This is a genomic window from Chromohalobacter moromii, assembly GCF_023091865.1.
In the GTDB taxonomy this organism is placed as follows: domain Bacteria; phylum Pseudomonadota; class Gammaproteobacteria; order Pseudomonadales; family Halomonadaceae; genus Chromohalobacter; species Chromohalobacter moromii.
In genome coordinates, this window is the sequence record NZ_JAHXDI010000005.1 from 82,014 (window position 1) to 105,483 (window position 23,470).

Consider the following 23,470-nt stretch of genomic DNA (forward strand, 5'->3'; position numbering starts at 1 on the left):
TACGATGCCACGGCGCATCGAGGCGAGGTAAGCATGCAAATCAAGCTGGCCAATCCACGCGGTTTCTGTGCCGGCGTCGACCGCGCCATCGAGATCGTCAATCGCGCGCTCGATGTGTTCGGGCCACCCATCTACGTGCGTCACGAAGTCGTCCATAACCGCTTCGTGGTGGATAGTCTGCGCGAGCGCGGGGCGGTATTCGTCGAGGAGTTGCATGAAATCCCCGACGACGTGATCGTCATCTTCTCCGCCCACGGCGTGTCGCGTGCGGTCCAGGAAGAGGCCGAGCGGCGTGGACTGCGTATCTTCGACGCCACCTGTCCGCTGGTCACCAAGGTGCATATGGAAGTCCTGCGCTACGCCAAGCGTGGCCAGGAGTGCGTGCTCATCGGGCATGCCGGCCATCCCGAGGTCGAGGGCACCATGGGGCGTTACGACACGTCCTTCGGCGGCCAGATCCACCTCGTCGAGGACGAGCAGGACGTGGCCAATCTCGAGGTCAACGATCCCGAGCGGCTGGCGTTCGTCACCCAGACAACGCTGTCCATGGACGATACGTCGAAGGTCATCGACGCCTTGCGCGAGAAGTTCCCGCGTATCGACGGGCCGCGCAAGGATGACATCTGTTACGCCACCCAGAACCGTCAGGACGCGGTGCGTGAACTGGCGAGCGAAAGCGGCCTGGTGCTGGTGGTGGGCAGCCCCAACAGTTCCAATTCCAACCGCCTGCGGGAATTGGCAGAGCGCACCGGCACGCCGGCGTATCTGATCGATACCGCCGAGCAGATCCGCCCCGAATGGGTAGATGGTGTGGGCACCATCGGCATAACGGCCGGTGCCAGCGCACCGGAAGTCCTCGTCCAGGCGGTCATCGACCGGCTCAAGTCGCTGGGCGCCGAGGACCCCAATGAACTCGCCGGGCAGGCGGAAGACATCGTCTTCTCCATGCCCAAGGAACTGCGCGAGCAGGTGATCGCCAGCACGTGAGAGGTGCCGCGTCTTCGATGTGATGTGAGCGTTACAATTCGTTGCAAAGTACGCTACATTGACAAAGCGCATGGGGTGCCGCCCCATGCCGCGTACGTAACGCGTCGCCTCACCGATCAGGAAGTCGTACGTGCCGCATCGTGCTTATCGCCTTCGCTATGTGTCGCATAGCCGTGGCTTTTCCCTCCTCGAATTGCTGATCGTGCTGGTGATCTTCGCGATCATGGCAAGCATCGCCGTGCCCAGCTTCCAGTCCTTGCGCCAGCACCAACAGCTCACCGACGTCAGCAACGAACTGGTCGCCGCACTGCGCTTGGCACGCGGCGAAGCCATCATGCGCGAAGCCGAGGTCACGCTGTGTGCGAGTACCGACGGGGATTCATGCGGGGGCAATGACTGGTCAAAAGGCTGGCGTATAGAGGTTGAAGGGGATAGTGAGAACCCTATCGCCGCCCACCAGCCGCTACCTGACCAGCTCAGCGTAGGAGACAAGAACGCCCAGCCTCCCGATGAAGTCACTTTCGATGATCTGGGATATCCCGATGCTGATGGCGAATGGCGTCTCAGTCATGCGGGGCTACCGAAAGTTTCGCGGGTATGCATGAGTGCGATCGGACGAGCTTATGTCGCCGAGTCAGATAAGGGATGTGACGCATGATGGAACCGGCGCAACGTCCTCCCCGTGCTCAATGCGGCTTCGGCCTGATCGAAGTGCTGGTGGCGCTGACCATCCTCTCCATCGGCATGCTGGGGCTCGCCGCCATGCAGCTCAACTCGTTGCAGAATGCCCGCGACAGCCTCAATACGACACTCGCGACCATTATGGTCCGCGACATGAACGAACGCGCCTGGGCGCAGCAGGATGAGGCTTGTGAGAATCTTGGTGGGCTCGTGGACAAATGGGAGAACTATGTCAGAGCGACGGCGCCGATGCCTAATGCAAGACCTGAGCGCGAATATTTGACCGAAGAAGGTTCTAAACCAGTAAGTGGTCGCTACTATGCCCTGACCATTGAGTGGGGCAGTGAAGACGACAACGCCGTGGAACTTGTCACCTTCTTGCCATGCAAGGAGTCATAGGATGAGTCACCAACATCGTCAACGAGGCTTCACGCTGATCGAAATGATGATCAGCATGTTTCTCGGCTTGATTATCCTCGGCGGCACGATCACGGCCTACCAGGCGATCAGCAGTGTTAGTGAGCAGCGAGATAACAATTACAAGCTGCAAGACGAGCTGATGTATATACACAGGGAGCTGTCTTCATCGGTTAAAGTGGCAAAATCGATCTCGATAGAAAACAACGATGAAGGGAGTAAGCTTATCTTGGAGTCATATTCAGGTGAAGATATAAACAAAATAAGATGTCCTGGAGCTGATGATGGTAGTGGTCGCATCGAGTGGATAACGGACGTGGATGACAAGTGGCTTACGTGCAATGATCAGGAAGTAATGGCGTTGGCTGCTCCAGGCATTACCAGTGTACGATTTGGTGATGAAGGTGATTCAGTGTGTGACGATGCCGCGAGTCCGTGCGTGCGTGTCACGTTGAAGTACAAACCATGCCGTGAAGAAGATGAATGTGACGTGAAAACCCTGAGCTTTCATCTTGCCTCTCGCGCAACTTCTGATAGTGATGGTGATCCGTGATGCGTTCTCATAAGCAGTCTGGCTTCGTGCTTGTTATAGGTTTGATGCTGCTGACGGTGGCATCCGGGGCTGTCGTGTCCAGCATGTCTGTCAATAAGTATCAAGAGCGCCAAGCCGGTAATTATGTACGCACCAATAATTATGAGGCGGGCGCGGACGAGGCTTTTCGGCGCTTCAGTAAAAATGAAGGTGAGTGGTCGAAAGAATTAAGCGAAGTTAGCCAAAAAATGGAGGAAGCGCTAAAGAGCGAAGATGTCAAAAGCGGCGAACCTATATTTGATAATAAGAGTGAAAGTGGCGCTATTTTTTTGACTGGTGACGAGCGTAAGTGTGCAGCTGAGAATCGTGCTTGGGAAGCAAGGCATGATGAAGAGGGAGGATGCGATCATAAGAATATTGAATATACATTCACCCAGGCCGGGATTAAGAAAGTTGTCAAGATAGATAGTTCTCACGTGCGTGTGGAGTTCTGGGGGGAAAGAGAGTTGAGTGACAATAATAACGATAATACTGAAGGTAGTGGTGGGCAAGATATCCTGAGTGCTATTTATTCTATAAAGGCTGGCGGCGCTTACCAAGACGTGTTGCTCGGCTGCGAGGGGGTTCAGGTCAGTGGCGGAGGGGGAATTAATGGTAATGTTCGAACGTTGCAGCCAGGTGCCGGAGTGAGGCTTAGCGGTGATGCCAATGTTGATGGCAACGTGACAACAATGGGCACGCTATACACCGATAGCAGCATCACAGGCAACATTCTTGCCGGTGATGATATCACTTTGGATGCAGGGGGTGGTTATGCTTATGGTGGTTCCATCGCTACAACGGGGAGCGTTTTTTTTGAAAATTCGGCGCCTGCCAAGGGTAATGTCTCGGCCAACGGTGATGTTGAATTCAACAATGCTGCCACTGTCACAGGTAATGTTTCAGCAGGTGGCAAGGTCATCTTTTCCAATAGTTCGGCTTCCGTGGGTGGCGATATCGAATCGCAGGAAGGGACTGTCAATACTGCAAACGGAAAGGAGATCGATAAGTTTGCTGGTGGTTCGGTTAAGGTCGGTAGCCATACATCTGTCTCCCCTGTAAGTGGTGGTGAGTGCGATCCAAAAATTTTTTCCGGCAACCACAACTTGTCTATGGAGGTGAGTGATCTGCTTGCAGCCGTTCCTACCGATAAAACCGGCGCTGACAAAGACATTACGGTTGGTAGTTATCCAACGGTGGACGCTTCCCTGACCCCCGGCGGCCTATCGGCGTTTGATGAAACCTGGAATGTTCAGAAAGATGTTACCCTCGCGGAGGCAACTACGGTTGAAGCGCCGACCTTCGACAAACCTGTTTCCGTTATCCGCACGAAGGATTTCACCCAGAAGAATGGCGAGCTCAATGTTAGTGGCGGCGACGTGGTGTTGCTGGTCGATGGTGACCTCACTCTGGGCTCCGGTGGAGGAAAAGGGCTTACTATCGATTCAGGCAGTACGCTGACGATCTTCGTGACCGGCGAGACTCATATCAAGAGCTCCACCCAAATGGCGGATGTTCCGGCCACGACCAATGGCCGTTCCACCTTGTCGCTTTACTCCAACCATAAGGATAGTGACTCTTATAGTAGAGGTGTGTTGATTGATGGCAGTGCCCAGGCGTTGGCAAATATTTATGCGCCGTATGCCAACGTTTCTGTCACTGCCGGCGGTGGTCTACGCGGTTCGGCAAGAGGTAAGACCGTTACTGTCGATGGTGGTGGGGAAATCGAGTATGTGCCCAGGTCGACCTCAGGAGGCGGTGACGGAAGTGGTGACAACGGCGATGATAACTCCAGCGCCTCCGGTTGGTCTCTAGAAGGCTTGTCGTACGGTAGTCCGGAGGAGTGATTCATCGCGCGCAGGCGGTATCACCATCGGGCAGGCGCTCGATGCGTACCCGGCCGCCACGGCTCAGCACGATCCGCCGTGCCGGTGTCGTCGCTTTGGCCGTGCATAGATAGAAGCTGCCGATCTGAAAGCTGCCGGAGGCGCGGATCGAGTAGCCGTTCGACGCGTAACGCACGTAGCGACGCAAGGGCTGATTGGCGTGCAGCCGAAGTCCGCCCGGTGGGGCGTCACCCGCGCGTAGTGTCGGCTCCGAGGGCGATTGCTCGCCATCGTCGTCGCGATCGGCGAATATGCGCCAGCCCTGTTCCCAGCCATCTGGTTCACTCACCATCATCACCGGCACACCTTGGCGAATCGCTTCGCTACGCGCGTAGTAGAGCGCTTGATAGAGCGTATGGCTGGCGGCCTGCAAGCGTTGATCACGTAGCACATGACCCATGGCGGGGACGCCCTGGGTGGTGAGCAGGCCGACAATGACGATGATCACGAGCAATTCGAGCAGTGTCATTCCTCGCATATGCCACGACGTCGTATGCATCGATTGCCTTACTTTGTATTAGCATTTACTTTATTTGTTTATAAAGTAGTCTTGGCGGTCGAGCAAATACGATGAGGGTAATACACAGGGACGCGCGGTCGCGGCATGGGCGTACGCGGGGTTTCAGCTTGATCGAAGTGCTGATTACGCTGTTCATTTTGTCCTTCGGCATGCTGGGGGTGGCGGCGACTCAGACCCAGGCGCTGCGCGCCCAGCGGAATGCCGATGCCCAGTCTCAGGTGGTGCAGCGGGTGGGGGCTATGCTCGAACGCTTGCGCATCGACCGCCACGGCGCGCTGGCCGGCGCCTACGACCAGCCGTGCAGTGACGATCCCGCTAGTGCCGGTTCGGCCCAAGTACGTGCCTGGTTGGCGGGGCTAGTGAACGCGCTTCCCCAGGCGCAGGGCTGCATCGAGGTGATGGGCGATGACGACCTGGCGACGGCCACGGTGAAAGTGACCTGGCGAGCGCCCCGCGTGAGCTGGAGTGATGACGATGGGCAGCGGCAATATCGATTACAGACCCGACTTTGAGCGACCCACTCCGGGGCGGCGCCGTCAAAGCGGGGTGTCGCTGATCGAGTTGATGGTGAGCCTGGCGCTGAGCATGATCGTGCTGCTTGGCGTCATCGACCTGTTCATTGCCTATCAGCATCAGTACCGCTTGCAAACGCAACTGGCTCAGGTGCAGGAGAGCGGTCGCTTCGTGACTGACGTGCTGACACGGGAGCTACGCAAGGCGGGGTATGCCGAATGGCAAGAGGCGCAGACCTTTCCGGCGACATTGCAATTTGCCCAAGGCGCTATCGTGGCGGGGGACGACAGCACCTTGCGGGTCCGCTATTACGGCAGCACGGGTGAGCCTCTGCAGGATTGCCTGGGCGGGGATCTCGAGAGTGCTGACATCACGCGGGCGACGCTATCGCTGAACGCCTCGCAGGGGCTGGACTGCGCGGTGGATGGCACGTCTCCCCAGCCGCTCGACGCGAATGTCGAGGCCATGGCGCTGCGCTATTTCGTCGAAGGCCGTTGGCGCCGCGCCTCGGGCGTCGGCGATTGGGCCAGCGTCAAGGGTGTGAGCATCGAATTGCTGGTGGCCTCGCGACAGGATGGGCTCGTCGACACGGCATCATCCTATGTCTTCGATGGCGAAACCGTCACGGCACCGGATCGTCGTCTGTATCGGGTGTACGCCACGAGCGTGGCTCTGCGTAATGTGGCATCCCCGCCGCCGCTTGTCACCTCGCAGGGTGACACGTCATCGTGAGCGTCAGCGGCCCCTCTCGGGAACGGGGCATGACGCTGATCGTCGCGCTGATTCTGCTGATGGCGATGACGGCGTTGGGACTCGCCGGCTTGCAGGGCGCGGTCCTGCAGGAGCGCATGGCGCGCAACGTCATGGACCGCCAGGTGGCGTTTCAAGCAGCACAGGCAGCACTCAAAGAAGGCGAATGGCGATTGCGTCATGCGGATTACACACTGCCCGATGCCCACGGTGACTGCACGGCGCCTGATTGCCTGATGCCACAGGCGTCGCATGCCAGCCAATGGTCGGCTGCTCGTTGGCGACGTGACGGCGTGGCCTATGGCGATAGCGGGGCACCCATCCCGCTCGATACCCACGAGCCGCCCCGGGTGACGCTGGCTGCCCTGTCGAGCTCGTGTCCCGAGGCCGGCGCGCCCTGCCAAGCACGTATCGAGGTGACCGCGTTCGGCTGGGGTAAACGCCAGGTAACGCATGCGGTACTCGAGCGCCGCGTTACGCTGATGTTGCCTCGCGAGTCAGGCGAAGCGTTGATTCAAGCCCGCCAGGCACAGGCCGATAATGACGACACGCGCGTTATCCGCTCTTCCGAGGGGCCCACTCGTCCGGCGTGGCGCGAGGTCTTGCGCTGAGTACCTAGCGTTGAACGTCTCTCTTTCCGTCTGCAGCCCTTTTGTAAACACCCTCTCAGGAGTCCATGCCATGCGTCGAACCCAAGGCTTCAGCTTGATCGAGTTGATGATCGTGCTGGTCATCATCGGGATCCTTGCCGCGATCGCCATTCCCTCGTATACCGAGCATGTGCGCAAGGCGAATCGGGCCGATGCCCAGGCCACGTTGATGAAATGGGCGTATGAGATGGAACGTCAGTACACGCAATATAACAGCTATAAAGCCGGCGAAACCGACGAACTGGTGCCGGAGAGTGAGGCTTACAAGTTCAGCTACGCTGCGCTTTCGGCCAACGAATTTACGCTAAAGGCGACGCTCAAGAACAACCAGGGTGGGCAGGATTGTGCTTGGATGACGCTGGATCAAGCCGGCCAGCGGGGGGAGCCGAAGGGTGAGGATTGCTGGTAACTCAGAGGGTCTCCGCCGCTGCCCCGCACATGCGGCACATGATAGATTGCGGGTTTCTCAGCGATGAAATGAGTGCCCGTGTGAGTGAATTCTTGATCGTTGGAGGCGGTGTCATCGGCATGATGACGGCCCTGCAACTCGCCGACGCTGGCCGTTGCGTCACCCTGCTCGAACGCGGCGAATGTGGCCGCGAGGCCTCCTGGGCCGGTGGCGGCATCGTCTCCCCGCTGTACCCCTGGCGCTATAGCGCGCCGATTTCCGCATTGTCGCGCTATTCCGAAGGTGCCTATCCCGAATTGTCGCTGCGCCTGCTGGAAGAAACCGGTATCGATCCCGAGTATCGCCAGCGAGGGCTCCTGTATCTGCGTGTCGATGATGAGCCTCAGGCGCTCGCGTGGGCGCGTGAGGTTGGCAAGCCCCTGGAACGGGTCGGGGCGGAGACGATTTATGCCAAGGAGCCTAATGCCGCGCCCGGTTTCGATTCGGCACTGTGGATGCCGACCCTGGGTAGCATTCGTAATCCGCGCTTGTGCAAGGCGCTGCGGGCCCGCCTGCAGGCGATGCCTAACGTCACCCTGCGCGAGCATGTCGAGGTCGAAGCGCTGGATGTGGCGGATGGACGCCTTCGCGGCGTTCGGACATCGGCGGGACATGAAGCCGCCGAGCGCGTAGTGGTATGTGGCGGCGCCTGGGCCGGCCAGCTGCTGGCGGGTATCGGCGTGACACTGCCGGTGCGTCCGGTGCGTGGGCAGATGATCCTGTTCAAGGCGTCGCCGGGGTTGGTCGAACGTGTGGTGCTGAAGGATGGGCGTTATGTGATTCCGCGTGGCGATGGGCGTGTCGTTGCCGGCTCCACCTTGGAAGAGGTGGGCTTCGATCAGCGTACCACCGAGACAGCAAAGGGCTCGCTTTACGATAGCGCACTGTCGATCGTGCCGGCATTGGCCGAATGCCCGGTGGAGCATCACTGGGCCGGCTTGCGTCCCGGGTCGCCGGATGGCGTGCCGTCCATCGGCGCGGTACCCGGCATCGAAGGGTTATGGGTCAACGCTGGCCATTATCGCAATGGCCTGGTGTTGGCGCCGGCGTCGACGCGCCTGTTGGTCGATCAACTACTGCAACGCACCCCGGTGGTCGACCCCGCCCCCTACCGGCTAGGTGGCGTCTGACGACAAGGCGTTTTGCCAGCGAGCCGGCGTTGCGTGACAATACATCCATGAGGCCGTCTCGACGGCAGTTTACTCAGCCAATCACGATGAGAGAGGCGTATTCCGCTCATGCAAGACCTGACTCTGGTGATGGCCCAGCTCGACCCGCTGGTGGGCGATATCCCCGGCAATACCGCGCAAGCCATCGAGGCCGTGCGCGAAGCGCGCATCGAACATCGTGCCGATGTGGTGGTCTTCCCCGAACTGTTCCTGACCGGTTACCCGCCGGAAGACTTGTTGTTGCGCGAATCGATGGAAGCACGCCTGGAAGAGGCACGCGCGACGATGGCGCGTAAGGTGGCGCGCGATGTGATGGTCGTCATCGGCTATCCAGGCCGGCGCGAAGGCCGGCTGCATAACCTCGCGGGCGTGCTGTACAACGGCGAATGGCTCGGCGAATACGCCAAGCAGGCGCTGCCCAATTACCAGGTATTCGACGAGCAACGTTATTTCGCGGCGGGATCATCGCCGCTCGTCATCGAGCATCGTGGTGCCAAGCTGGGCATCCTGGTCTGCGAAGACCTGTGGGACGGCGCACCGGTGACCCAGAGCGTCGAGGCCGGCGCCGATATTCTCATCACACTCAACGCCTCGCCCTACCATCGCGACAAGCCGCTGGAGCGCGAACGCTTGTTCGCCGAGCGGGCCCAGGCGGCTGCGCGGCCGCTGGTCTATCTCAACCAGATCGGCGGCCAGGACGAGTTGGTCTTCGACGGCGGCTCGCTGGTGCTCAATGCTCAGGGCGAGGTGGCGGTACGTGCACCGTTCTGGGAAGTCGGCCTGATGCCGGTGCGTTTTACCGACGCCGAAGGCGCATGGGCGCCGGAGGCCGGCGAATGCGAACCGCTGCTGGCGTCGGAAGAAAGCTTATATTGCGCGCTGGTGACCGGACTTCGCGACTATGTCAACAAGAGCGGCTTTCAGGGCGTCGTGCTAGGGCTTTCAGGGGGGATCGACTCGGCCCTGTCGCTGGCCATCGCGGTCGATGCCCTGGGGCCCGAGCGCGTGCAAGCGGTGATGATGCCCTATCACTACACGGCGGATATCTCCAAAGCGGATGCAGCCGCGCAAGCCGAGCTGCTCGGCGTGCATTATGAGGTCATGCCGATCGCGCCGATGGTCGAGGCTTTCACCGCCACGTTGGAAGAGAGCTTCGCCGGGACTGAGCGCGATACCACCGAGGAGAATCTGCAGTCGCGTTGCCGGGGCGTGCTGTTGATGGCGCTTTCCAACAAGAAAGGGCTGATGGTATTGAGCACTGGCAACAAGAGCGAGATGGCGGTGGGCTATGCCACGCTATATGGCGATATGGTGGGCGGTTACAACGCGCTCAAGGACGTCTACAAGACGTGGGTGTATCGCCTTGCCAAGTGGCGCAATAAGCAGGAGCCGGCGATTCCCGAGCGCGTCATCACGCGTCCTCCGTCGGCGGAACTGGCGCCCGATCAGATGGACAGCGACTCCCTGCCGGGTTACGACGAGCTGGACGCCATTCTCGAGCGTTACATCGAAGGCGATATGAGTGCCGAGGCGATCATCGATGCCGGCTATGCCAGCGAAGATGTCTATCGGGTCGTGAAGTTGGTCGACCGCAGCGAATACAAGCGGCGTCAGGCACCAGTGGGGGTTCGCGTGACGGCGCGTGGTTTCGGGCGCGATCGTCGTTATCCCATCGTCAACGGCTGGCAGCCGGGGGAATGACCCCGGCTGTCGCCGGGGAGCTATAAGAAGGAAGAGCGGCGCTGCGCGCCTGGAAGCTGGAAGAATCGCTATCTGCCAAGACAGGTGTTTTTAGCGTTTGATTTTTCTTCCAGCTTACCTCTTATGACTTACAGCTCCCCGGAGGGGCGCCGTTAGAGCGTCAGCGGCTTGGCGTCGACATGCTCGGGCTCGAATGTCTTGCCATCGAGGCGCGGATTGTCGGGATCGTTGTTGATGAGCGTCTGCAATGCAGTGCGTGCCCGCTCGGGCATGTTCAGCCCCATGTAGCCCTCGACGATGACCGCCAGGGCGTCGCGCGTGGCGGGTGTCTGCGGGTAATGCTCAAGCACCCATTTGCCGCGATTGATGGCCGCCAGGTAGGCGCCCTTGCGTAGATAGAAATCGGCGACTTGCAGCTCGTGACGCGAGAGTACGTTGCGCAAATAAACGATGCGCTGACGCGCGTCGGCTGCGTAGGGGCTTTCTGGGAAGCGACGCACCAACTCGCCGAAGTCGACATTGGCATCGCGCGTGGCGCCAAGGTCACGCTTGGAGATATCGATCAGCTCGAGCCCTTCGAGGCTGAAACGCCCGGATTGGTAAGCTGCGAGACCGCGCATGTAATACGCGTAGTCGACCTGCTCGTGATCGGGGTGCAAACGAATGAAGCGGCTGGCGGCGGCGCGCGCTTGCTCCCAGTCCTCGGTCTGGTAGTACGCATAGATCAGCTCCAACTGGGCCTGCTCGGCGTAACGACCGAAGGGAAAACGGGTATCCAGCGCCTCGAGGCGTGTCACGGCGGTGCTGTAACGTCCGGCATCCAATGACTCTTGAGCTTGCTGGTAAAGTTCCTGCTCTTGTATATCCGGGGCCGGCTCGTTGCTGGCGCAACCGGCAAGCAGCGCGCCACTAAGCAGTAACGCACCGAACGTGCCAAGTGAAGGGAATCGCATCGTCATCCTCGTTCAACCAATACGGGGCGGCCGTGCTAGAATCCGCCAGTTCGGAGTCACTATAAAGCAAACGCCCCCGGTGGCGAAATGGAACCGAGCATTGCCATGGCAGATACCGTGCAGCGAGAAGAACGCGTCCCCGAAACGATGGCTGGCCAGCGTCTGGATCAAGCTGCCTCGACGCTGTTCGCGGACTTCTCCCGCGAGCGCCTCAAGGCGTGGATCAAGTCGGGGGCGCTGACCTGCGACGGCGCGTCCGCGCGCCCCAAGGATAAGTTGCGCGGCGGCGAGCAACTGACGCTCGAGGCCACGCTCGAGGAAGACACGCGCTTCGCGCCGCAGGCCATGGCGCTTGATATCGTCCATGAAGACGATGACGTCATCGTGATCGATAAGCCGGCGGGGCTGGTCGTGCATCCCGCTGCCGGCAATCCCGACGGTACCCTGCTCAATGCATTGCTGCACCATGCGCCCGGACAGATGCAGCTACCCCGGGCAGGCATCGTGCACCGGCTCGATAAGGACACGACCGGCTTGATGGTGGTGGCCAAGACGTTATCGGCGCATGCCTCGTTGGTTGAGCAATTGCAGGCGCGCACGGTGTCGCGCGAATACGATGCCGTGGTGACCGGCAGGATGACCGCGGGTGGCAGTGTCGATGAACCGATTGGGCGGCATCCCAAGGACCGCAAGCGCCAGGCCGTTACGCCCTCGGGCAAGCCGGCGGTGACACACTACCGCGTGGTGGAGCGTTTTCCTTCCCATACGCATGTCCGCTGTCGGCTCGAAACCGGACGTACTCATCAAATCCGCGTGCATTTGGCGCATCGCCGGTTTCCATTGATTGGCGACCCGGTCTACGCCGGACGCCTCAAGATGCCGGCCGGGGCCAGCGAGGCATTGAAGGACGTGCTGCGGCACTTTCCGCGTCAGGCGCTGCATGCTCGCAAGCTGGCCTTCGTGCATCCCGGTACCGGCGAGGCGGTGGAGTTTCGCGCGGCGTTGCCGGACGATATGCTGATGTTGCTGGATTTTCTGCGCGACGCAGCCGACACGCACGCTAAGTGAGCCTTTCATGAGCGAACGCCCCACCTTGATTCTGCCCGATTGGCCGGCGCCGAGCACGGTCGGTGCTTTCGTCACCACGCGCGAGAGCGGCCCCAGCCAGGGCGCCTTCGCGTTTTTCAATACGGCGTATTACGTAGGCGACGATCCCGCCTCGGTCGACCGCTGCCGCCGCCTGTTGAGTGCCGAGCTCGACGACGCCCGCCCCTTGTTATGGCTGAACCAGGTGCATGGTGCCGCCGTCCAGCAGGACTACCGCGCAGCGTTTGCCGAGCAGCCGCCGCAAGCGGACGCCTCGGTGGCTTTCGATACGGGATACGCCTGTGCCGTGCTGACCGCCGATTGTCTGCCGGTGTTCTTCTGCGATCGCCAGGGGACGCGCGTGGGCGTGGCACACGCCGGCTGGCGGAGCTTGGCGGGTGGTGTGCTGGAAGCCAGCGTGGCGGCCTTGGGGCAGCCTCCGGATGAGCTCATGGCGTGGCTGGGGCCGGCGATTTCCAAGGCACAGTTCGAAGTCGGCCCTGAAGTGTTCGAAACCTTCGTGGCCGTTCAGCCCGAGGCGGAAAGCGCCTTCGAGCCCAGCCCCTATCGCCTCGGCCACTATATGGCGGATATCTATCGCCTGGCGCGGTTGCGTCTCGAGCGTTTGGGTATCGGCCATATCGGCGGCGGTCACTTCTGCACCGCCTGCGAGCCGCGTTTTTATTCCCACCGCCGCGACGACGGCCACACCGGTCGCATGGCCAGCGTGATCTGGTTGCGCTGAACGGCGCTTCGCGTCCGACCCTAGCGTTATCGAACGTCGGAACGATTTTTGCACGCCCTGCCTTGAAACGCCTCGAGCATACCTCCATTGATGATGTCAACATAAGATAATCGTGCGGCGCGCCGATGGCGTGTCGCGATGAAGGAGGGGTTCGATGCGTATCGATCGCATGACCAGTAAATTGCAGAATGCCCTGGGCGAGGCGCAGTCCCTGGCGGTAGGGCGCAGTCATAATCAACTCGATCCCGGCCATGTGCTGATGGCGCTCGTCGAAGCGCAGGAAAATGGCATCAAAGGCTTGGTTCAGAAGGCCGGCGGCGATGTCTCTCGTCTGCGCAACGGGCTTTCCCAGTATCTCGACGATTTACCACGCGTCGGTCAGTTCGACGGCAATGTGCAGCTTTCCTCGGCGTTGTCGCAGTTGTTCAATCTCGCCGACCGCGAGGCCCAGCAGCGTGGCGATCAGTATATCGCCAGCGAGTTGGTGGTACTGGCGGCGCTGGAAATGAAAAACACAATCAGCAAGGTGCTCCAGCAGGCCGGTCTCGACGTGCAGTCCGTACGTAGCGCCATCGATAGCCTGCGCGGCGGTAACAAGGTGGATGACGCCTCGGCCGAGGAAAGCCGCGAGGCGCTGGACAAGTACACCATGGATCTGACCCAGCGTGCCGTGGATGGCAAGCTCGATCCGGTGATCGGTCGTGACGACGAGATTCGTCGCACCATCCAGGTGCTGCAACGGCGTACCAAGAATAACCCCGTGTTGATTGGCGATCCTGGCGTGGGCAAGACCGCCATCGTCGAGGGCCTGGCAAGCCGCATCGTCAATGGCGAGGTGCCGGAGGGGTTGAAGGACAAGCGCGTGCTGTCATTGGACATGGGCTCGTTGCTGGCCGGCGCCAAGTATCGCGGCGAGTTCGAGGAACGCCTCAAGGCCGTGCTCGGAGAGCTGGCCAAGGAAGAAGGCCGCGTCATTCTGTTCGTCGACGAGTTGCACACCATGGTCGGCGCCGGTAAGGCCGAGGGCGCGATGGACGCTGGCAATATGCTCAAGCCGGCACTGGCGCGCGGCGAATTGCATTGCGTCGGGGCGACCACGTTGGACGAGTATCGTCAGCACATCGAGAAGGATGCGGCGCTCGAGCGGCGCTTCCAGAAGGTGCTGGTTGATGAGCCCAACGAGGAAGATACCGTGGCGATTCTGCGTGGCCTCAAGGAGCGCTATGAAGTGCATCACGGCGTCGATATCACCGATGGCGCGATCATTGCTGCGGCCAAGCTGTCGACGCGCTATATCACTGATCGGAAACTGCCCGACAAGGCCATCGACTTGATCGACGAGGCGGCGTCTCGGATCCGCATGGAATTGGATTCGATGCCCGAGGAAATGGATCGTCTCGACCGTCGGCTGATCCAGCTCAAGATGGAGCGCGAGGCGCTCAAGAAAGAAACCGACGAAGCGACACGCAAACGGCTCGATTCCCTAGAGGCTCAGATCGACGACCTGAGCCGTGAATATGCCGATCTCGAAGAGGTCTGGAAGGCCGAGAAGGCCAGCATCCAGGGCGCGGCGCAGTTCAAGGCGGAGCTCGAACAGGCGCGCATCGACCTCGAGGCGGCACGCCGCCAGGGCGATTTGGGGCGTATGTCCGAGTTGCAGTATGGGGTGATTCCCCGGCTCGAGCAGCAGATCGCCGAGGCCAGCGAGCATGAGGCGGATACCGCCAAGCACCAGCTGTTGCGTTCCAACGTCACCGAGGAGGAGATCGCCGAAGTGGTCTCGCGCTGGACCGGCATCCCGGTGTCCAAGATGCTCGAGGGCGAGCGCGATAAGCTGCTGCGCATGGAAGAGGCGCTGCACGAACGCGTCATCGGTCAGGACGAGGCGGTGACTGCAGTGGCCAACGCCGTGCGCCGTTCGCGCGCGGGGCTCGCCGACCCACATCGCCCCAACGGATCGTTCCTGTTCCTGGGGCCTACAGGGGTCGGCAAGACCGAATTGTGCAAGTCGCTAGCCAACTTCCTCTTCGATACCGAGGAAGCCATGGTGCGCATCGACATGTCCGAGTTCATGGAGAAGCATTCCGTGGCGCGGCTGATCGGCGCGCCGCCGGGCTACGTCGGTTATGAAGAAGGCGGCTATCTGACCGAGGCGGTGCGCCGCAAGCCTTATTCCGTGCTGCTGCTCGACGAGGTCGAAAAAGCGCACCCGGACGTTTTCAACATCTTGTTGCAGGTGCTCGAGGATGGCCGACTGACCGATGGTCAGGGGCGCACGGTGGACTTCCGCAATACGGTGATCGTGATGACCTCCAACATGGGGTCGGACATCATTCAGCGCATGGGCGGCGATGACGCCGATTACGCAGTGATGCGCGATGCCGTGATGGGAGTCGTGGGCGATCATTTCCGTCCGGAATTGATCAACCGTATCGACGAAGTGGTGGTGTTTCACGCCTTGGGGCAGGAGCAGATCCAGTCCATTGCGGCGATCCAGCTCGAACGTCTCCAGGCGCGCCTGGTCGAGCGTGAGATTCGTCTCGAGATCAGCGACGACGCCCTGGCACAGTTGGCGGTGGTGGGCTTCGACCCAGTGTTCGGCGCACGACCGCTCAAACGCGCCATCCAGAGCCGGATCGAGAACCCGCTGGCGCAGGAACTGCTCGCCGGGCGTTTCGCCGCGGGGGATACCATCCGCGTGACCACAGAAGACGGCCACCTCGTCTTCGCCAAGTAACGCGAGCGGCCCGGAGTACCGGGCCGCTCGACGCTCTCGCTCCACGGTCGTGTCCGGACCGTCACTCCGCCCGCGACGTGCTGTGTCGCGGGTTTTTTGTGCCTCTCTTCTGGGGCAGCGTCTTCAGGGCCGATTACTCCTGCGGGGAAAGCTTGCGCTGCAGCTTTTCCAGGGACACGCCTTTCGTCTCCGGCATCAGGAAGGCGACGAAGACGATCTGTAGCACCATCATGAAGGCGAAGAAGGCAAACACTGGCCCGCCGTTGAAAACGCTTAGCACCCAGGGCGTGACCAGCGTGATCGCGGCGGCGAAGAACCAGTGCGTGAAGCTGCCCAGCGACTGACCGCGGGCGCGTTCGCGGTTGGGGAATATCTCGGAAATGAAGACCCAGATGACCGTGCCCTGGCTGATGCCGTGGGCGGCGACGAAGAGGCATAGCTGAAGAGGAATCAGCGCGCCGCCCAAGTTATCGGTAAAGAACGCGTGCGAAATGATCGACAGCGAAATGATGTAGCCCACCGAACCGATATACATCAACTTGCGACGGCCGAAGCGGTCGATCAGCGCCATGCCGATCATGGTGAAGATCACCATGACCAAGCCGATGCCTGCGGTAGAGAGCAAGGAGGCGCTGGCGCCGAGCTGTGCCGATTCGAGAATGCGCGGCGCGTAGTAGAGCACGAAGTTGATACCGGTGAACTGATTGAAGAAGGCGATCAAGAACGCAAGTGTGATCGGCAGCCGGTATCGGCGCGAGAAGAAGCGCGAGTGGACCTTGTTGTCCTCGCGATCGGCGGCCTGAATCTCCTCGATCTGCGTATCGATATCACGCTTGGCATCGATCTGGCGTAGTACCTCAGCAGCGCCACGGGTGTCTTGGCGATTGAGAATCAGCCAGCGTGGGCTCTCGGGCACTTTGAATAGTGCCAGGGTATAGATAAGTGCCGGTACGGCTTCGATACCGACCATCCAGCGCCAGGCATCAGCACCGAGCAGGCTGCCGAGGATCGCGTTCGAGACGTAGGCCATGAAAATGCCGAACACCACATTGAATTGATAGAGCGCTACCAGGTTGCCGCGCCTTTCGGCGGGGGCGATCTCGGAGATATAGGCCGGCGCGGCGACCGATGACATGCCGACGCCGAACCCGCCGATCAGCCGGAAAAAGGAAAACCAGAACGGGTCGGTGGCGAGTGCAGAGCCCACGGCCGACACGAAATATAGGACGCCGATCGCGAACAGTGTCTTGCGCCGTCCCAGTCGGTCAGTGGGCCAATTGCCGAAGATCGCGCCGAGCACCGTCCCCCATAGCGCCATCGACATGATGAGCAGGCCATGCTGGAGATCGCTGAGTCCCCAGAGCTCTTGCACGGGTCTGTCCGCTCCGGAAATCACGGCGGTGTCGAAGCCGAAGAGGAAGCCCGCCATGGCGACGAATACGGACCATTTCAGGATGGGCGACATGAGCGACTCCTTTGCGTGTGGCTGAATCCATTCACTAATCCTCTAATCTTAACCAAGATGACAGCAGCAATGCCTTAATAATGCCGTCGGCAAGCATCCAACTTTAGTAGATGAATGGTGCGTCAATGGGGAATTGAGAAACGCCGCCGGCCGCGTGTGAGTGGCGGAGGTTGACAGCTCGGGGGTGCTGATGGAATCTAGGTGGTTCCTGATTGCGGGCGCAGCCATTGACGGGTGATCCCCGGTCGCTGCGTGAAGGGTAGGTTGAAAATGCCTCTACCCGCCTGTCGAAGGAGATCAAGGGTATGGGCCAAACGCCTGTTCCCGCCAACCCCGACACGGCGATCTGCCGTGCCAGGAACCGCTCGGACCAGCCGGTCTCGGTGGTTTCTATGAGTGCGGGTCCCCACCCCGGGCCCAGAGCCAGGATTATGGCATCAGGTGCCGGCGTAGCCGGCAGCGGCGTACCGCCGCATCGACACTCTACTGCCCGTAACGTGGCGGTGGAATGGCACTCGTTATCTCCAGGGGAGAACTATCAGTGGAATTGCTTTCCGGCGCCGATATGATCGCCCGCTTCCTGCAGGATGAGGGCATCGAACGTATCTACGGTTACCCCGGTGGCGCAGCGTTGCATATCTATGATGCGCTGTTCCGCCAGGACAAGGTCAAACACATCCTCGTTCGCCATGAACAAGCTGCTACCCACGCCGCCGATGGCTATGCCCGTGCCTCGGGCAAACCCGGCACGGTGTTGGTCACTTCCGGTCCCGGCGCGACCAATGCCGTGACCGGCATCGCCACCGCCTACATGGATTCGATTCCGATGGTGGTGCTGTGTGGCCAGGTGGCCAGTCATCTGATCGGTGAAGATGCCTTTCAGGAAACCGACATCGTCGGCGTGACGCGCCCTATCGTTAAACACAGCTTCGCCATCAAGCACCCTTCGGAGATCCCCGAGGTGCTCAAGAAGGCTTACTATCTCGCCGCGACAGGTCGCCCCGGGCCGGTAGTAGTGGATATTCCCAAGGATATGACGGCGCCCACCGAGCGTTATGAATACGTCTATCCGAAGAAGGTCAAGATCCGCTCCTATAACCCGGTCACGCGGGGGCACAGCGGCCAGATCAAGAAAGCCGTGGACATGATGCTCAAGGCGCGGCGGCCGGTGTTCTATACCGGCGGCGGTATCGTTACCAGCGGCGCCAGCGAAAACCTGACGGCGTTGGTGAAGCGCTTGGGCTTCCCCATTACCACTACGTTGATGGGCATCGGCTCCTATCCGCAGACCGATGCGCAGTCGCTGGGCTGGCTGGGCATGCACGGCAGCTATGAGTCCAACATGGCCATGCATCATGCCGACCTGATCGTCGCCATCGGGGCGCGTTTCGACGATCGCGTGACCAATAACACCTCGAAATTCTGTCCTACGGCCAAGATCGTGCATGTGGATATCGACCCCAGCTCGATCTCCAAGACGGTGCGCGCCGATGTGCCGATCGTGGGGCCGGCGGATAGCGTCATCAATGAAATGATTAGCCTGCTGCAAGGCCGGGAAATGGCTAATGCCGAGGCGCTGCCGGAGTGGTGGACGACCATCGATGGCTGGCGCGCCGAGCGCGAAGGCAAGCTCTACGAGGCTTCTCAGCCGGGCGAACGGCTCAAGCCGCAGGAAGTCATCGAGGCGGTGTATCACATCACGCGCGGCGAGGCCTTCGTGACCACCGATGTCGGCCAGCACCAGATGTTCGCGGCGCAGTATTACAAGTTCGACAAGCCCAATCGCTGGATCACCTCTGGGGGGCTAGGCACCATGGGCTTCGGTTTCCCGGCGGCAATGGGCATCAAGCAAAACTTCCCCGATGACGTCGTGGTGTGTTTCACCGGGGAGGGCAGCTTTCAGATGATGATGCAGGAATTGTCGACCTGTAAGCAGTTCGGTACCGGGGTAAAGATCATCAACCTCAACAACGGAACGCTGGGTATGGTGCGCCAGTGGCAGGACCTCAACTACAAGTCGCGCCATGCGCACTCGTATGTGGAGTCGCTGCCGGACTTTCAGAAGTTGATCGAGGCCTACGGTTTCACGGCGCTCAAGGTGGAACATCACGACGAGCTCGATGCGGCGCTGGAGCGCACGTTCGCCGACAACGACGAACTGGTGTTCCTCGATATCGACGTCGACCCCCGGGAACACGTCTATCCGATGCAGGTGCCCCTGGGCGCCATGCGTGACATGCTGCTTTCGAAGACGGAGCGGACCTGATGCGCCACATCATCTCGATCCTGCTGGAAAACGAACCCGGCGCCCTGTCCCGCGTAGTGGGGTTGTTCTCCCAGCGCAACTTCAACATCGAAACGCTCAACGTGGCGCCTACCGAGGACCCGAGCCTGTCGCGCCTGACCGTGACCACGGAAGGCGACGACCGCGTCATCGAGCAAATCACCAAGCACCTCAATAAGCTCATCGATGTGGTCAAGCTGGTCGATCTGACCGAGGGCAATCACATCGAGCGTGAGCTGATGCTGGTCAAGGTGAAGGCCCTGGGCGCGAGCCGCGATGAGGTCAAGCGTACGGTGGATATCTTCCGCGCGCAGATCGTTGACGTCACGCCGAGTGTCTACACGGTGCAGATCACCGGCGATGCCGGCAAGCTGGATGCTTTCGTCCAGGCCATGGCGCCGATCGGTATTCTCGAGGTGGCGCGTACCGGGGTGTCGGGTATCTCGCGAGGTGACAAGATACTCAGCCTCTGAGGCATGTGCTCGCCTGCCGTGCCACTCGCGTACCATTCCATTAAAGGCCGCTCACGAGCGGCCTTTTTTGCTTTAAGGGATCAAGGTTAGCGGATCTGCGACCACAGGGCCTTGACCAGCGGATTGCGTAGCTTCTTCTCGGTGACGCAGAGCCCAACCTCGTAAGGCGTTAGCGCGGGCTCGACCTCGAGGGCCTGAATGCGCTCGGCCAATGGACTGTTGTCGACCACGATCTGCGGTACGACGCCGACCCCGAAGCCCAGCCCGACCATGCTGACGATGGCCTCGTTACCCGCGACCTGGGCATAGATGCGCGGCTTGATACCCAACTGGCGGAACCACGCATCCGTTCTCTCACGGGCGAGTCCCGACTCCGATAGGATCATGGGAATGTTGCCCCAGTTGGCGGCGTCCGTCGTGGCGGTGAGGCCGGCCAGCCATTCCGGCATGGTGCGCGGCGCGATGAACAGCAGCGGCGAGGTGGCAATCGGCTTGAAGGCTAGCTGTGTGGGCAGGGTTTCGGGGCGCGCGGTGATCGACATGTCTTCTTCGCCGCTGAGCACGCGTGAAACCGCGCTGGCCGGGTCGCCGGTGTGCAGCTTCAATTCGATGCGTGGATGGCGCTGGCGAAACTCGCTGAGCAACTCGTAGAGAAAGCTGTAGCTGGCGGTCACCGAGCAGTAGATGCTGATTTCGCCGGACAGTTCGCGGCTTTCCGCCATCAGCGAGTGACGAAATACATCCCATTGCTCCAGGGCATCGCGTGCATAACGCTGGAAGAGGCGGCCTTCATGGGTCAGGCGGACACTGCGGTTGTCGCGTTCGAACAAGGTGACGCCGAGTTGTGTCTCGAGTTGGCGGATCGTGCGGCTCAGCGTCGAGGGGCTGACGTGGCATAACTCGCTCGAGCGGCCAAAGTGCAGGGTATCGGCCAGGCTGAGGAACTGCTGGTAGGGACGAGTATCCATGGCAATATCATTTCAATTTTCGGCATACGGTATTGCAAATATAGCGTTTTACGCAACGCCTGGGGCTGGCGTAAGGTGACATCAAAGCGTCGCGACAGACGACGCTCATGGCGGAAAGCCATCAACGCTGACACTTCATACGTTTCTTCTTCGATATCTGGAGTACGACATGCGCGTTTATTACGACAAAGATTGCGACCTCTCGCTGATCCAGGCGAAGAACGTCACCATCGTGGGGTATGGTTCCCAGGGCCACGCCCATGCCCATAACCTCAAGGAATCCGGCGTCGAGGTCACCGTGGCGCTGCGTCCGGGTTCTTCATCCATTGCCAAGGCTGAAGAGGCGGGCTTCAAGGTGGCCTCCGTGCCCGAGGCCTGCAAGACGGCCGACGTGGTGATGCTGCTGGCGCCCGACGAGAATCAAAAGGCGATCTACGAGCAGGATATCGCGCCCAACTTGAAGGAAGGCGCGACGTTGGCCTTCGCGCATGGTTTCAACATCCACTACAACCAGGTGACGCCGCGCGCGGATCTGGACGTGATCATGATCGCGCCGAAAGCGCCGGGTCATACAGTGCGCTCCGAATTCGTGCGCGGTGCCGGCGTTCCCGACTTGATTGCCATCCAACAGGATGCCACCGGCCAGGCCAAGGAATTGGCGCTGTCCTACGCAGCCGGTATCGGCGGTGGTCGCAGCGGTATCATCGAAACATCCTTCAAGGATGAAACCGAGACCGACCTCTTCGGTGAGCAGGCGGTTCTATGCGGCGGTGCCGTGGAACTGGTCAAGGCCGGCTTCGAGACGCTGACCGAGGCGGGTTACGCTCCCGAGATGGCGTACTTCGAGTGTCTGCACGAACTCAAGCTGATCGTCGACCTGATGTACGAAGGCGGTATCGCCAACATGAACTACTCCATCTCCAACAACGCGGAGTATGGCGAGTACGTCACTGGTCCCAAGGTCATCAACGAGCAGTCGCGGGAAGCGATGCGCCATGCCCTGAAGGACATTCAGACCGGCGAATACGCCAAGATGTTCATCAACGAAGGCAACAGCAATTATCCGTCGATGCATGCGCGTCGCCGCCTGAATGCCGAGCATCCGGTTGAGCAAGTGGGTGCGAAGCTGCGAGGCATGATGCCTTGGATCGCGGCCAACCAACTGGTCGACAAGAGCAAGAACTAAGCGCTGCCGGCGAGTCGGTATCGAGCGGGCGCGGCCAATTGGCCGCGCCCGTTTACGTTTTGGGTCGTCAAGGAGGCCGACTGTCGACTAGGCTTGCAGTGTGTAGAATGTCGGCATGGCTCACCAAGGGCCGTCCCATGGCAACGGATGATTTTTATGACGCAAGAATCGGGCACACCAGAATCGCCCAAGAAAGCCGACACCGAGAATGCCTCGGAGGAAAATGCGGCGTTTCAGGACGAAGACGAAATCATTGAAGAAACCATCGAGAACGGGAAGCGTGTGCGTCGACGAGGCATCTATTTGTTGCCCAACCTGTTCACGCTGTCGGCGCTGTTTTCTGGCTTCTTCTCCATTATCGCAGCGATGAACGGCAACTTCTCCGGAGCCGCTATCGCGATTTTCGTCTCCATGGTGCTCGATGGGCTAGACGGACGCGTGGCACGGATGACTAACACGCAAAGCGCCTTCGGTGCCGAGTTCGACAGCCTGGCCGACATGGTCTCGTTCGGGGTGGCGCCTGCTCTGGTCGCGTTCTCCTGGATCCTGCAAGACGTCGGCAAGATCGGTTGGATCGCTGCTTTTATTTTTGCTTCCGGGGCAGCCTTGCGCCTAGCTCGTTTCAATGTGCAAATCGGCAGTACCGACAAGAAGTGGTTCGTTGGCTTGCCGAGTCCTTCCGCCGCCGCGCTCGTCGCTGGCTGCGTCTGGACATTGCATAAGTTCGACGCCGACGCCTTGGGTTTCAAACTGTTCATCGCGTTCGTCGTCGCGGCGGCAGGGGTGCTGATGGTCAGCAATATCCGCTACCACAGCTTCAAGGAAGTCGATTTCAAGGGGCCCGTACCCTTCGTCGTGCTGCTGGCGATTGTGCTCGCGTTCGTGGTGATTTCACTCGAGCCCTCGCTCATGCTGTTGATCCTGTTCGGTTGCTATGTGGTGTCAGGGCCACTGCTCGCACTCATGCGCAAAATGCGCTGAGTTCGTTTCTTCAATACCCAGCGCCTACCACGGTATAGCGCTGAATTATCCACACCCCCTTTTATGCGCTGCCATGTTCGGGGTGTGGATAAGGCGGATGGCGGCGACATTGCGTTGCCGTCAATCGAGCGCCAACTATTTTCGCATCCTCCCCTTGCGTTCAGCCGCTGTGGATCGTAAAGTACGCATCCGCTGCCGGCGACGGACCTCGTGGCCAGCGGTGGAGAGGTGGCGCAAGTGACTGACTTGCTTGAGAATTTCAAGCCTTTGGGTGGATTTCTCGCTTGACAGTGACGCCG

General features: G+C 60.3%; 22 protein-coding genes. 18 read left to right on the top strand and 4 right to left on the bottom strand.

The genetic code is table 11. From position 1 onward, the window contains the following. Positions 1-33 precede the first annotated feature (33 nt). From ispH to KZO83_RS16155, 5 genes are all read left to right on the top strand, one after another. Positions 34-987 carry a 4-hydroxy-3-methylbut-2-enyl diphosphate reductase gene (gene ispH / locus KZO83_RS16135; RefSeq protein WP_247621461.1) on the top strand — a complete coding sequence of 318 codons (954 nt, stop codon included), beginning with the start codon at positions 34-36 and terminating at the stop codon, positions 985-987. A 130-nt stretch (positions 988-1,117) separates the two neighbouring features. Beyond that, positions 1,118-1,645, top strand: a complete 528-nt coding sequence (locus tag KZO83_RS16140) for a GspH/FimT family pseudopilin (protein ID WP_247621462.1) — start codon at positions 1,118-1,120, stop codon at positions 1,643-1,645. Then, positions 1,642-2,067 (top strand): type IV pilus modification protein PilV, encoded by a 426-nt coding sequence (pilV, locus tag KZO83_RS16145; RefSeq protein ID WP_247621463.1) that lies wholly within the window; start codon positions 1,642-1,644, stop codon positions 2,065-2,067. Before KZO83_RS16140 ends, pilV (KZO83_RS16145) begins: the two co-directional genes overlap by 4 nt. Before the next feature lies 1 nt (position 2,068). Continuing rightward, positions 2,069-2,638, top strand: coding sequence for a PilW family protein (locus tag KZO83_RS16150; protein ID WP_247621464.1), 570 nt, complete (start codon positions 2,069-2,071; stop codon positions 2,636-2,638). Continuing rightward, positions 2,638-4,503 (top strand): polymer-forming cytoskeletal protein, encoded by a 1,866-nt coding sequence (locus tag KZO83_RS16155; protein WP_247621465.1) that lies wholly within the window; start codon positions 2,638-2,640, stop codon positions 4,501-4,503. Before KZO83_RS16150 ends, KZO83_RS16155 begins: the two co-directional genes overlap by 1 nt. Before the next feature lies 1 nt (position 4,504). Here the strand turns inward: KZO83_RS16155 and KZO83_RS16160 are convergent, their stop codons facing one another. After that, positions 4,505-5,041 carry a GspH/FimT family pseudopilin gene (locus KZO83_RS16160; RefSeq protein ID WP_247621466.1) on the bottom strand — a complete coding sequence of 179 codons (537 nt, stop codon included), beginning with the start codon at positions 5,039-5,041 and terminating at the stop codon, positions 4,505-4,507. A gap of 71 nt (positions 5,042-5,112) precedes the next feature. Between KZO83_RS16160 and pilV (KZO83_RS16165) the strand changes: the two genes are divergently transcribed. The 6 genes from pilV (KZO83_RS16165) to KZO83_RS16190 all read left to right on the top strand — a co-directional run bounded on the left by pilV (KZO83_RS16165) (position 5,113) and on the right by KZO83_RS16190 (position 10,293). Then, positions 5,113-5,574 carry a type IV pilus modification protein PilV gene (gene pilV, locus KZO83_RS16165; RefSeq protein WP_261505799.1) on the top strand — a complete coding sequence of 154 codons (462 nt, stop codon included), beginning with the start codon at positions 5,113-5,115 and terminating at the stop codon, positions 5,572-5,574. Beyond that, positions 5,537-6,307, top strand: coding sequence for a PilW family protein (locus tag KZO83_RS16170; RefSeq protein ID WP_247621467.1), 771 nt, complete (start codon positions 5,537-5,539; stop codon positions 6,305-6,307). Before pilV (KZO83_RS16165) ends, KZO83_RS16170 begins: the two co-directional genes overlap by 38 nt. A 29-nt stretch (positions 6,308-6,336) precedes the next feature. After that, the gene (locus KZO83_RS16175; protein ID WP_247621468.1) at positions 6,337-6,936 is read left to right on the top strand and encodes a pilus assembly PilX family protein; all 600 of its coding nucleotides are present in this window, start codon (positions 6,337-6,339) and stop codon (positions 6,934-6,936) included. A 70-nt stretch (positions 6,937-7,006) separates the two neighbouring features. After that, positions 7,007-7,384, top strand: a complete 378-nt coding sequence (locus KZO83_RS16180) for a type IV pilin protein (protein ID WP_247621469.1) — start codon at positions 7,007-7,009, stop codon at positions 7,382-7,384. A gap of 80 nt (positions 7,385-7,464) precedes the next feature. Beyond that, complete coding sequence (gene thiO / locus KZO83_RS16185) at positions 7,465-8,553, top strand: glycine oxidase ThiO (RefSeq protein ID WP_247621470.1); 1,089 nt, start codon at positions 7,465-7,467, stop codon at positions 8,551-8,553. A gap of 108 nt (positions 8,554-8,661) precedes the next feature. Then, positions 8,662-10,293, top strand: coding sequence for an NAD+ synthase (locus tag KZO83_RS16190; protein WP_247621471.1), 1,632 nt, complete (start codon positions 8,662-8,664; stop codon positions 10,291-10,293). Positions 10,294-10,445: 152 nt separating this feature from the next. Here the strand turns inward: KZO83_RS16190 and KZO83_RS16195 are convergent, their stop codons facing one another. Beyond that, the gene (locus tag KZO83_RS16195; RefSeq protein WP_178999513.1) at positions 10,446-11,246 is read right to left on the bottom strand and encodes an outer membrane protein assembly factor BamD; all 801 of its coding nucleotides are present in this window, start codon (positions 11,244-11,246) and stop codon (positions 10,446-10,448) included. Between the two features lie 105 nt (positions 11,247-11,351). Between KZO83_RS16195 and rluD the strand changes: the two genes are divergently transcribed. The 3 genes from rluD (at position 11,352) to clpB (ending at position 15,814) form a co-directional block, all read left to right on the top strand. Further along, positions 11,352-12,314: a 23S rRNA pseudouridine(1911/1915/1917) synthase RluD gene (gene rluD, locus KZO83_RS16200; RefSeq protein ID WP_247621472.1), complete on the top strand. Its 963-nt coding sequence runs from the start codon at positions 11,352-11,354 to the stop codon at positions 12,312-12,314. 7 nt (positions 12,315-12,321) lie between these two features. Continuing rightward, the gene (gene pgeF / locus KZO83_RS16205; protein WP_247621473.1) at positions 12,322-13,077 is read left to right on the top strand and encodes a peptidoglycan editing factor PgeF; all 756 of its coding nucleotides are present in this window, start codon (positions 12,322-12,324) and stop codon (positions 13,075-13,077) included. A 154-nt stretch (positions 13,078-13,231) separates the two neighbouring features. After that, positions 13,232-15,814, top strand: a complete 2,583-nt coding sequence (gene clpB / locus KZO83_RS16210) for an ATP-dependent chaperone ClpB (protein WP_247621474.1) — start codon at positions 13,232-13,234, stop codon at positions 15,812-15,814. 133 nt (positions 15,815-15,947) lie between these two features. Here clpB and KZO83_RS16215 read toward each other — a convergent pair whose 3' ends face one another. Beyond that, the gene (locus tag KZO83_RS16215; RefSeq protein WP_336296582.1) at positions 15,948-17,318 is read right to left on the bottom strand and encodes a sugar porter family MFS transporter; all 1,371 of its coding nucleotides are present in this window, start codon (positions 17,316-17,318) and stop codon (positions 15,948-15,950) included. A 502-nt stretch (positions 17,319-17,820) separates the two neighbouring features. Between KZO83_RS16215 and KZO83_RS16220 the strand changes: the two genes are divergently transcribed. Together KZO83_RS16220 and ilvN are read left to right on the top strand one after the other, a co-directional pair. Continuing rightward, positions 17,821-19,545 (top strand): acetolactate synthase 3 large subunit, encoded by a 1,725-nt coding sequence (locus KZO83_RS16220; RefSeq protein WP_247621476.1) that lies wholly within the window; start codon positions 17,821-17,823, stop codon positions 19,543-19,545. Continuing rightward, entirely contained in the window at positions 19,545-20,036 is a 492-nt protein-coding gene (ilvN, locus tag KZO83_RS16225; protein WP_075368568.1) for an acetolactate synthase small subunit, read from the top strand. Before KZO83_RS16220 ends, ilvN begins: the two co-directional genes overlap by 1 nt. Before the next feature lie 86 nt (positions 20,037-20,122). Here the strand turns inward: ilvN and ilvY are convergent, their stop codons facing one another. Further along, positions 20,123-21,004, bottom strand: a complete 882-nt coding sequence (gene ilvY / locus KZO83_RS16230; RefSeq protein WP_178999508.1) for an HTH-type transcriptional activator IlvY — start codon at positions 21,002-21,004, stop codon at positions 20,123-20,125. 169 nt (positions 21,005-21,173) lie between these two features. On the opposite strand from ilvY, the gene ilvC reads away from it, so the two are divergent. Together ilvC and pssA are read left to right on the top strand one after the other, a co-directional pair. Further along, a complete protein-coding gene (ilvC, locus tag KZO83_RS16235) occupies positions 21,174-22,190 on the top strand; it encodes a ketol-acid reductoisomerase (RefSeq protein WP_247621477.1) in 1,017 nt (338 codons plus the stop codon). A 156-nt stretch (positions 22,191-22,346) separates the two neighbouring features. Beyond that, positions 22,347-23,171 carry a CDP-diacylglycerol--serine O-phosphatidyltransferase gene (pssA, locus tag KZO83_RS16240; RefSeq protein ID WP_178999506.1) on the top strand — a complete coding sequence of 275 codons (825 nt, stop codon included), beginning with the start codon at positions 22,347-22,349 and terminating at the stop codon, positions 23,169-23,171. Positions 23,172-23,470: the final 299 nt, after the last annotated feature.

Excerpts from the sequence above, each read along its gene's own strand:
- pssA (WP_178999506.1), top strand. The coding sequence starts at position 22,347 with ATGACGCAAGAATCGGGCACACCAGAATCGCCCAAGAAAGCCGACACC.
- KZO83_RS16150 (WP_247621464.1), top strand. The coding sequence starts at position 2,069 with ATGAGTCACCAACATCGTCAACGAGGCTTCACGCTGATCGAAATGATG.
- KZO83_RS16160 (WP_247621466.1), bottom strand. The coding sequence starts at position 5,041 with ATGCATACGACGTCGTGGCATATGCGAGGAATGACACTGCTCGAATTG.
- clpB (WP_247621474.1), top strand. The coding sequence starts at position 13,232 with ATGCGTATCGATCGCATGACCAGTAAATTGCAGAATGCCCTGGGCGAG.
- KZO83_RS16155 (WP_247621465.1), top strand. The coding sequence starts at position 2,638 with ATGCGTTCTCATAAGCAGTCTGGCTTCGTGCTTGTTATAGGTTTGATG.
- pilV (WP_247621463.1), top strand. The coding sequence starts at position 1,642 with ATGATGGAACCGGCGCAACGTCCTCCCCGTGCTCAATGCGGCTTCGGC.
- KZO83_RS16175 (WP_247621468.1), top strand. The coding sequence starts at position 6,337 with ATGACGCTGATCGTCGCGCTGATTCTGCTGATGGCGATGACGGCGTTG.
- ilvY (WP_178999508.1), bottom strand. The coding sequence starts at position 21,004 with ATGGATACTCGTCCCTACCAGCAGTTCCTCAGCCTGGCCGATACCCTG.
- pilV (WP_261505799.1), top strand. The coding sequence starts at position 5,113 with ATGAGGGTAATACACAGGGACGCGCGGTCGCGGCATGGGCGTACGCGG.
- KZO83_RS16170 (WP_247621467.1), top strand. The coding sequence starts at position 5,537 with ATGGGCAGCGGCAATATCGATTACAGACCCGACTTTGAGCGACCCACT.
- ilvC (WP_247621477.1), top strand. The coding sequence starts at position 21,174 with ATGCGCGTTTATTACGACAAAGATTGCGACCTCTCGCTGATCCAGGCG.
- pgeF (WP_247621473.1), top strand. The coding sequence starts at position 12,322 with ATGAGCGAACGCCCCACCTTGATTCTGCCCGATTGGCCGGCGCCGAGC.
- rluD (WP_247621472.1), top strand. The coding sequence starts at position 11,352 with ATGGCAGATACCGTGCAGCGAGAAGAACGCGTCCCCGAAACGATGGCT.
- KZO83_RS16195 (WP_178999513.1), bottom strand. The coding sequence starts at position 11,246 with ATGCGATTCCCTTCACTTGGCACGTTCGGTGCGTTACTGCTTAGTGGC.
- ispH (WP_247621461.1), top strand. The coding sequence starts at position 34 with ATGCAAATCAAGCTGGCCAATCCACGCGGTTTCTGTGCCGGCGTCGAC.
- KZO83_RS16180 (WP_247621469.1), top strand. The coding sequence starts at position 7,007 with ATGCGTCGAACCCAAGGCTTCAGCTTGATCGAGTTGATGATCGTGCTG.
- ilvN (WP_075368568.1), top strand. The coding sequence starts at position 19,545 with ATGCGCCACATCATCTCGATCCTGCTGGAAAACGAACCCGGCGCCCTG.
- KZO83_RS16190 (WP_247621471.1), top strand. The coding sequence starts at position 8,662 with ATGCAAGACCTGACTCTGGTGATGGCCCAGCTCGACCCGCTGGTGGGC.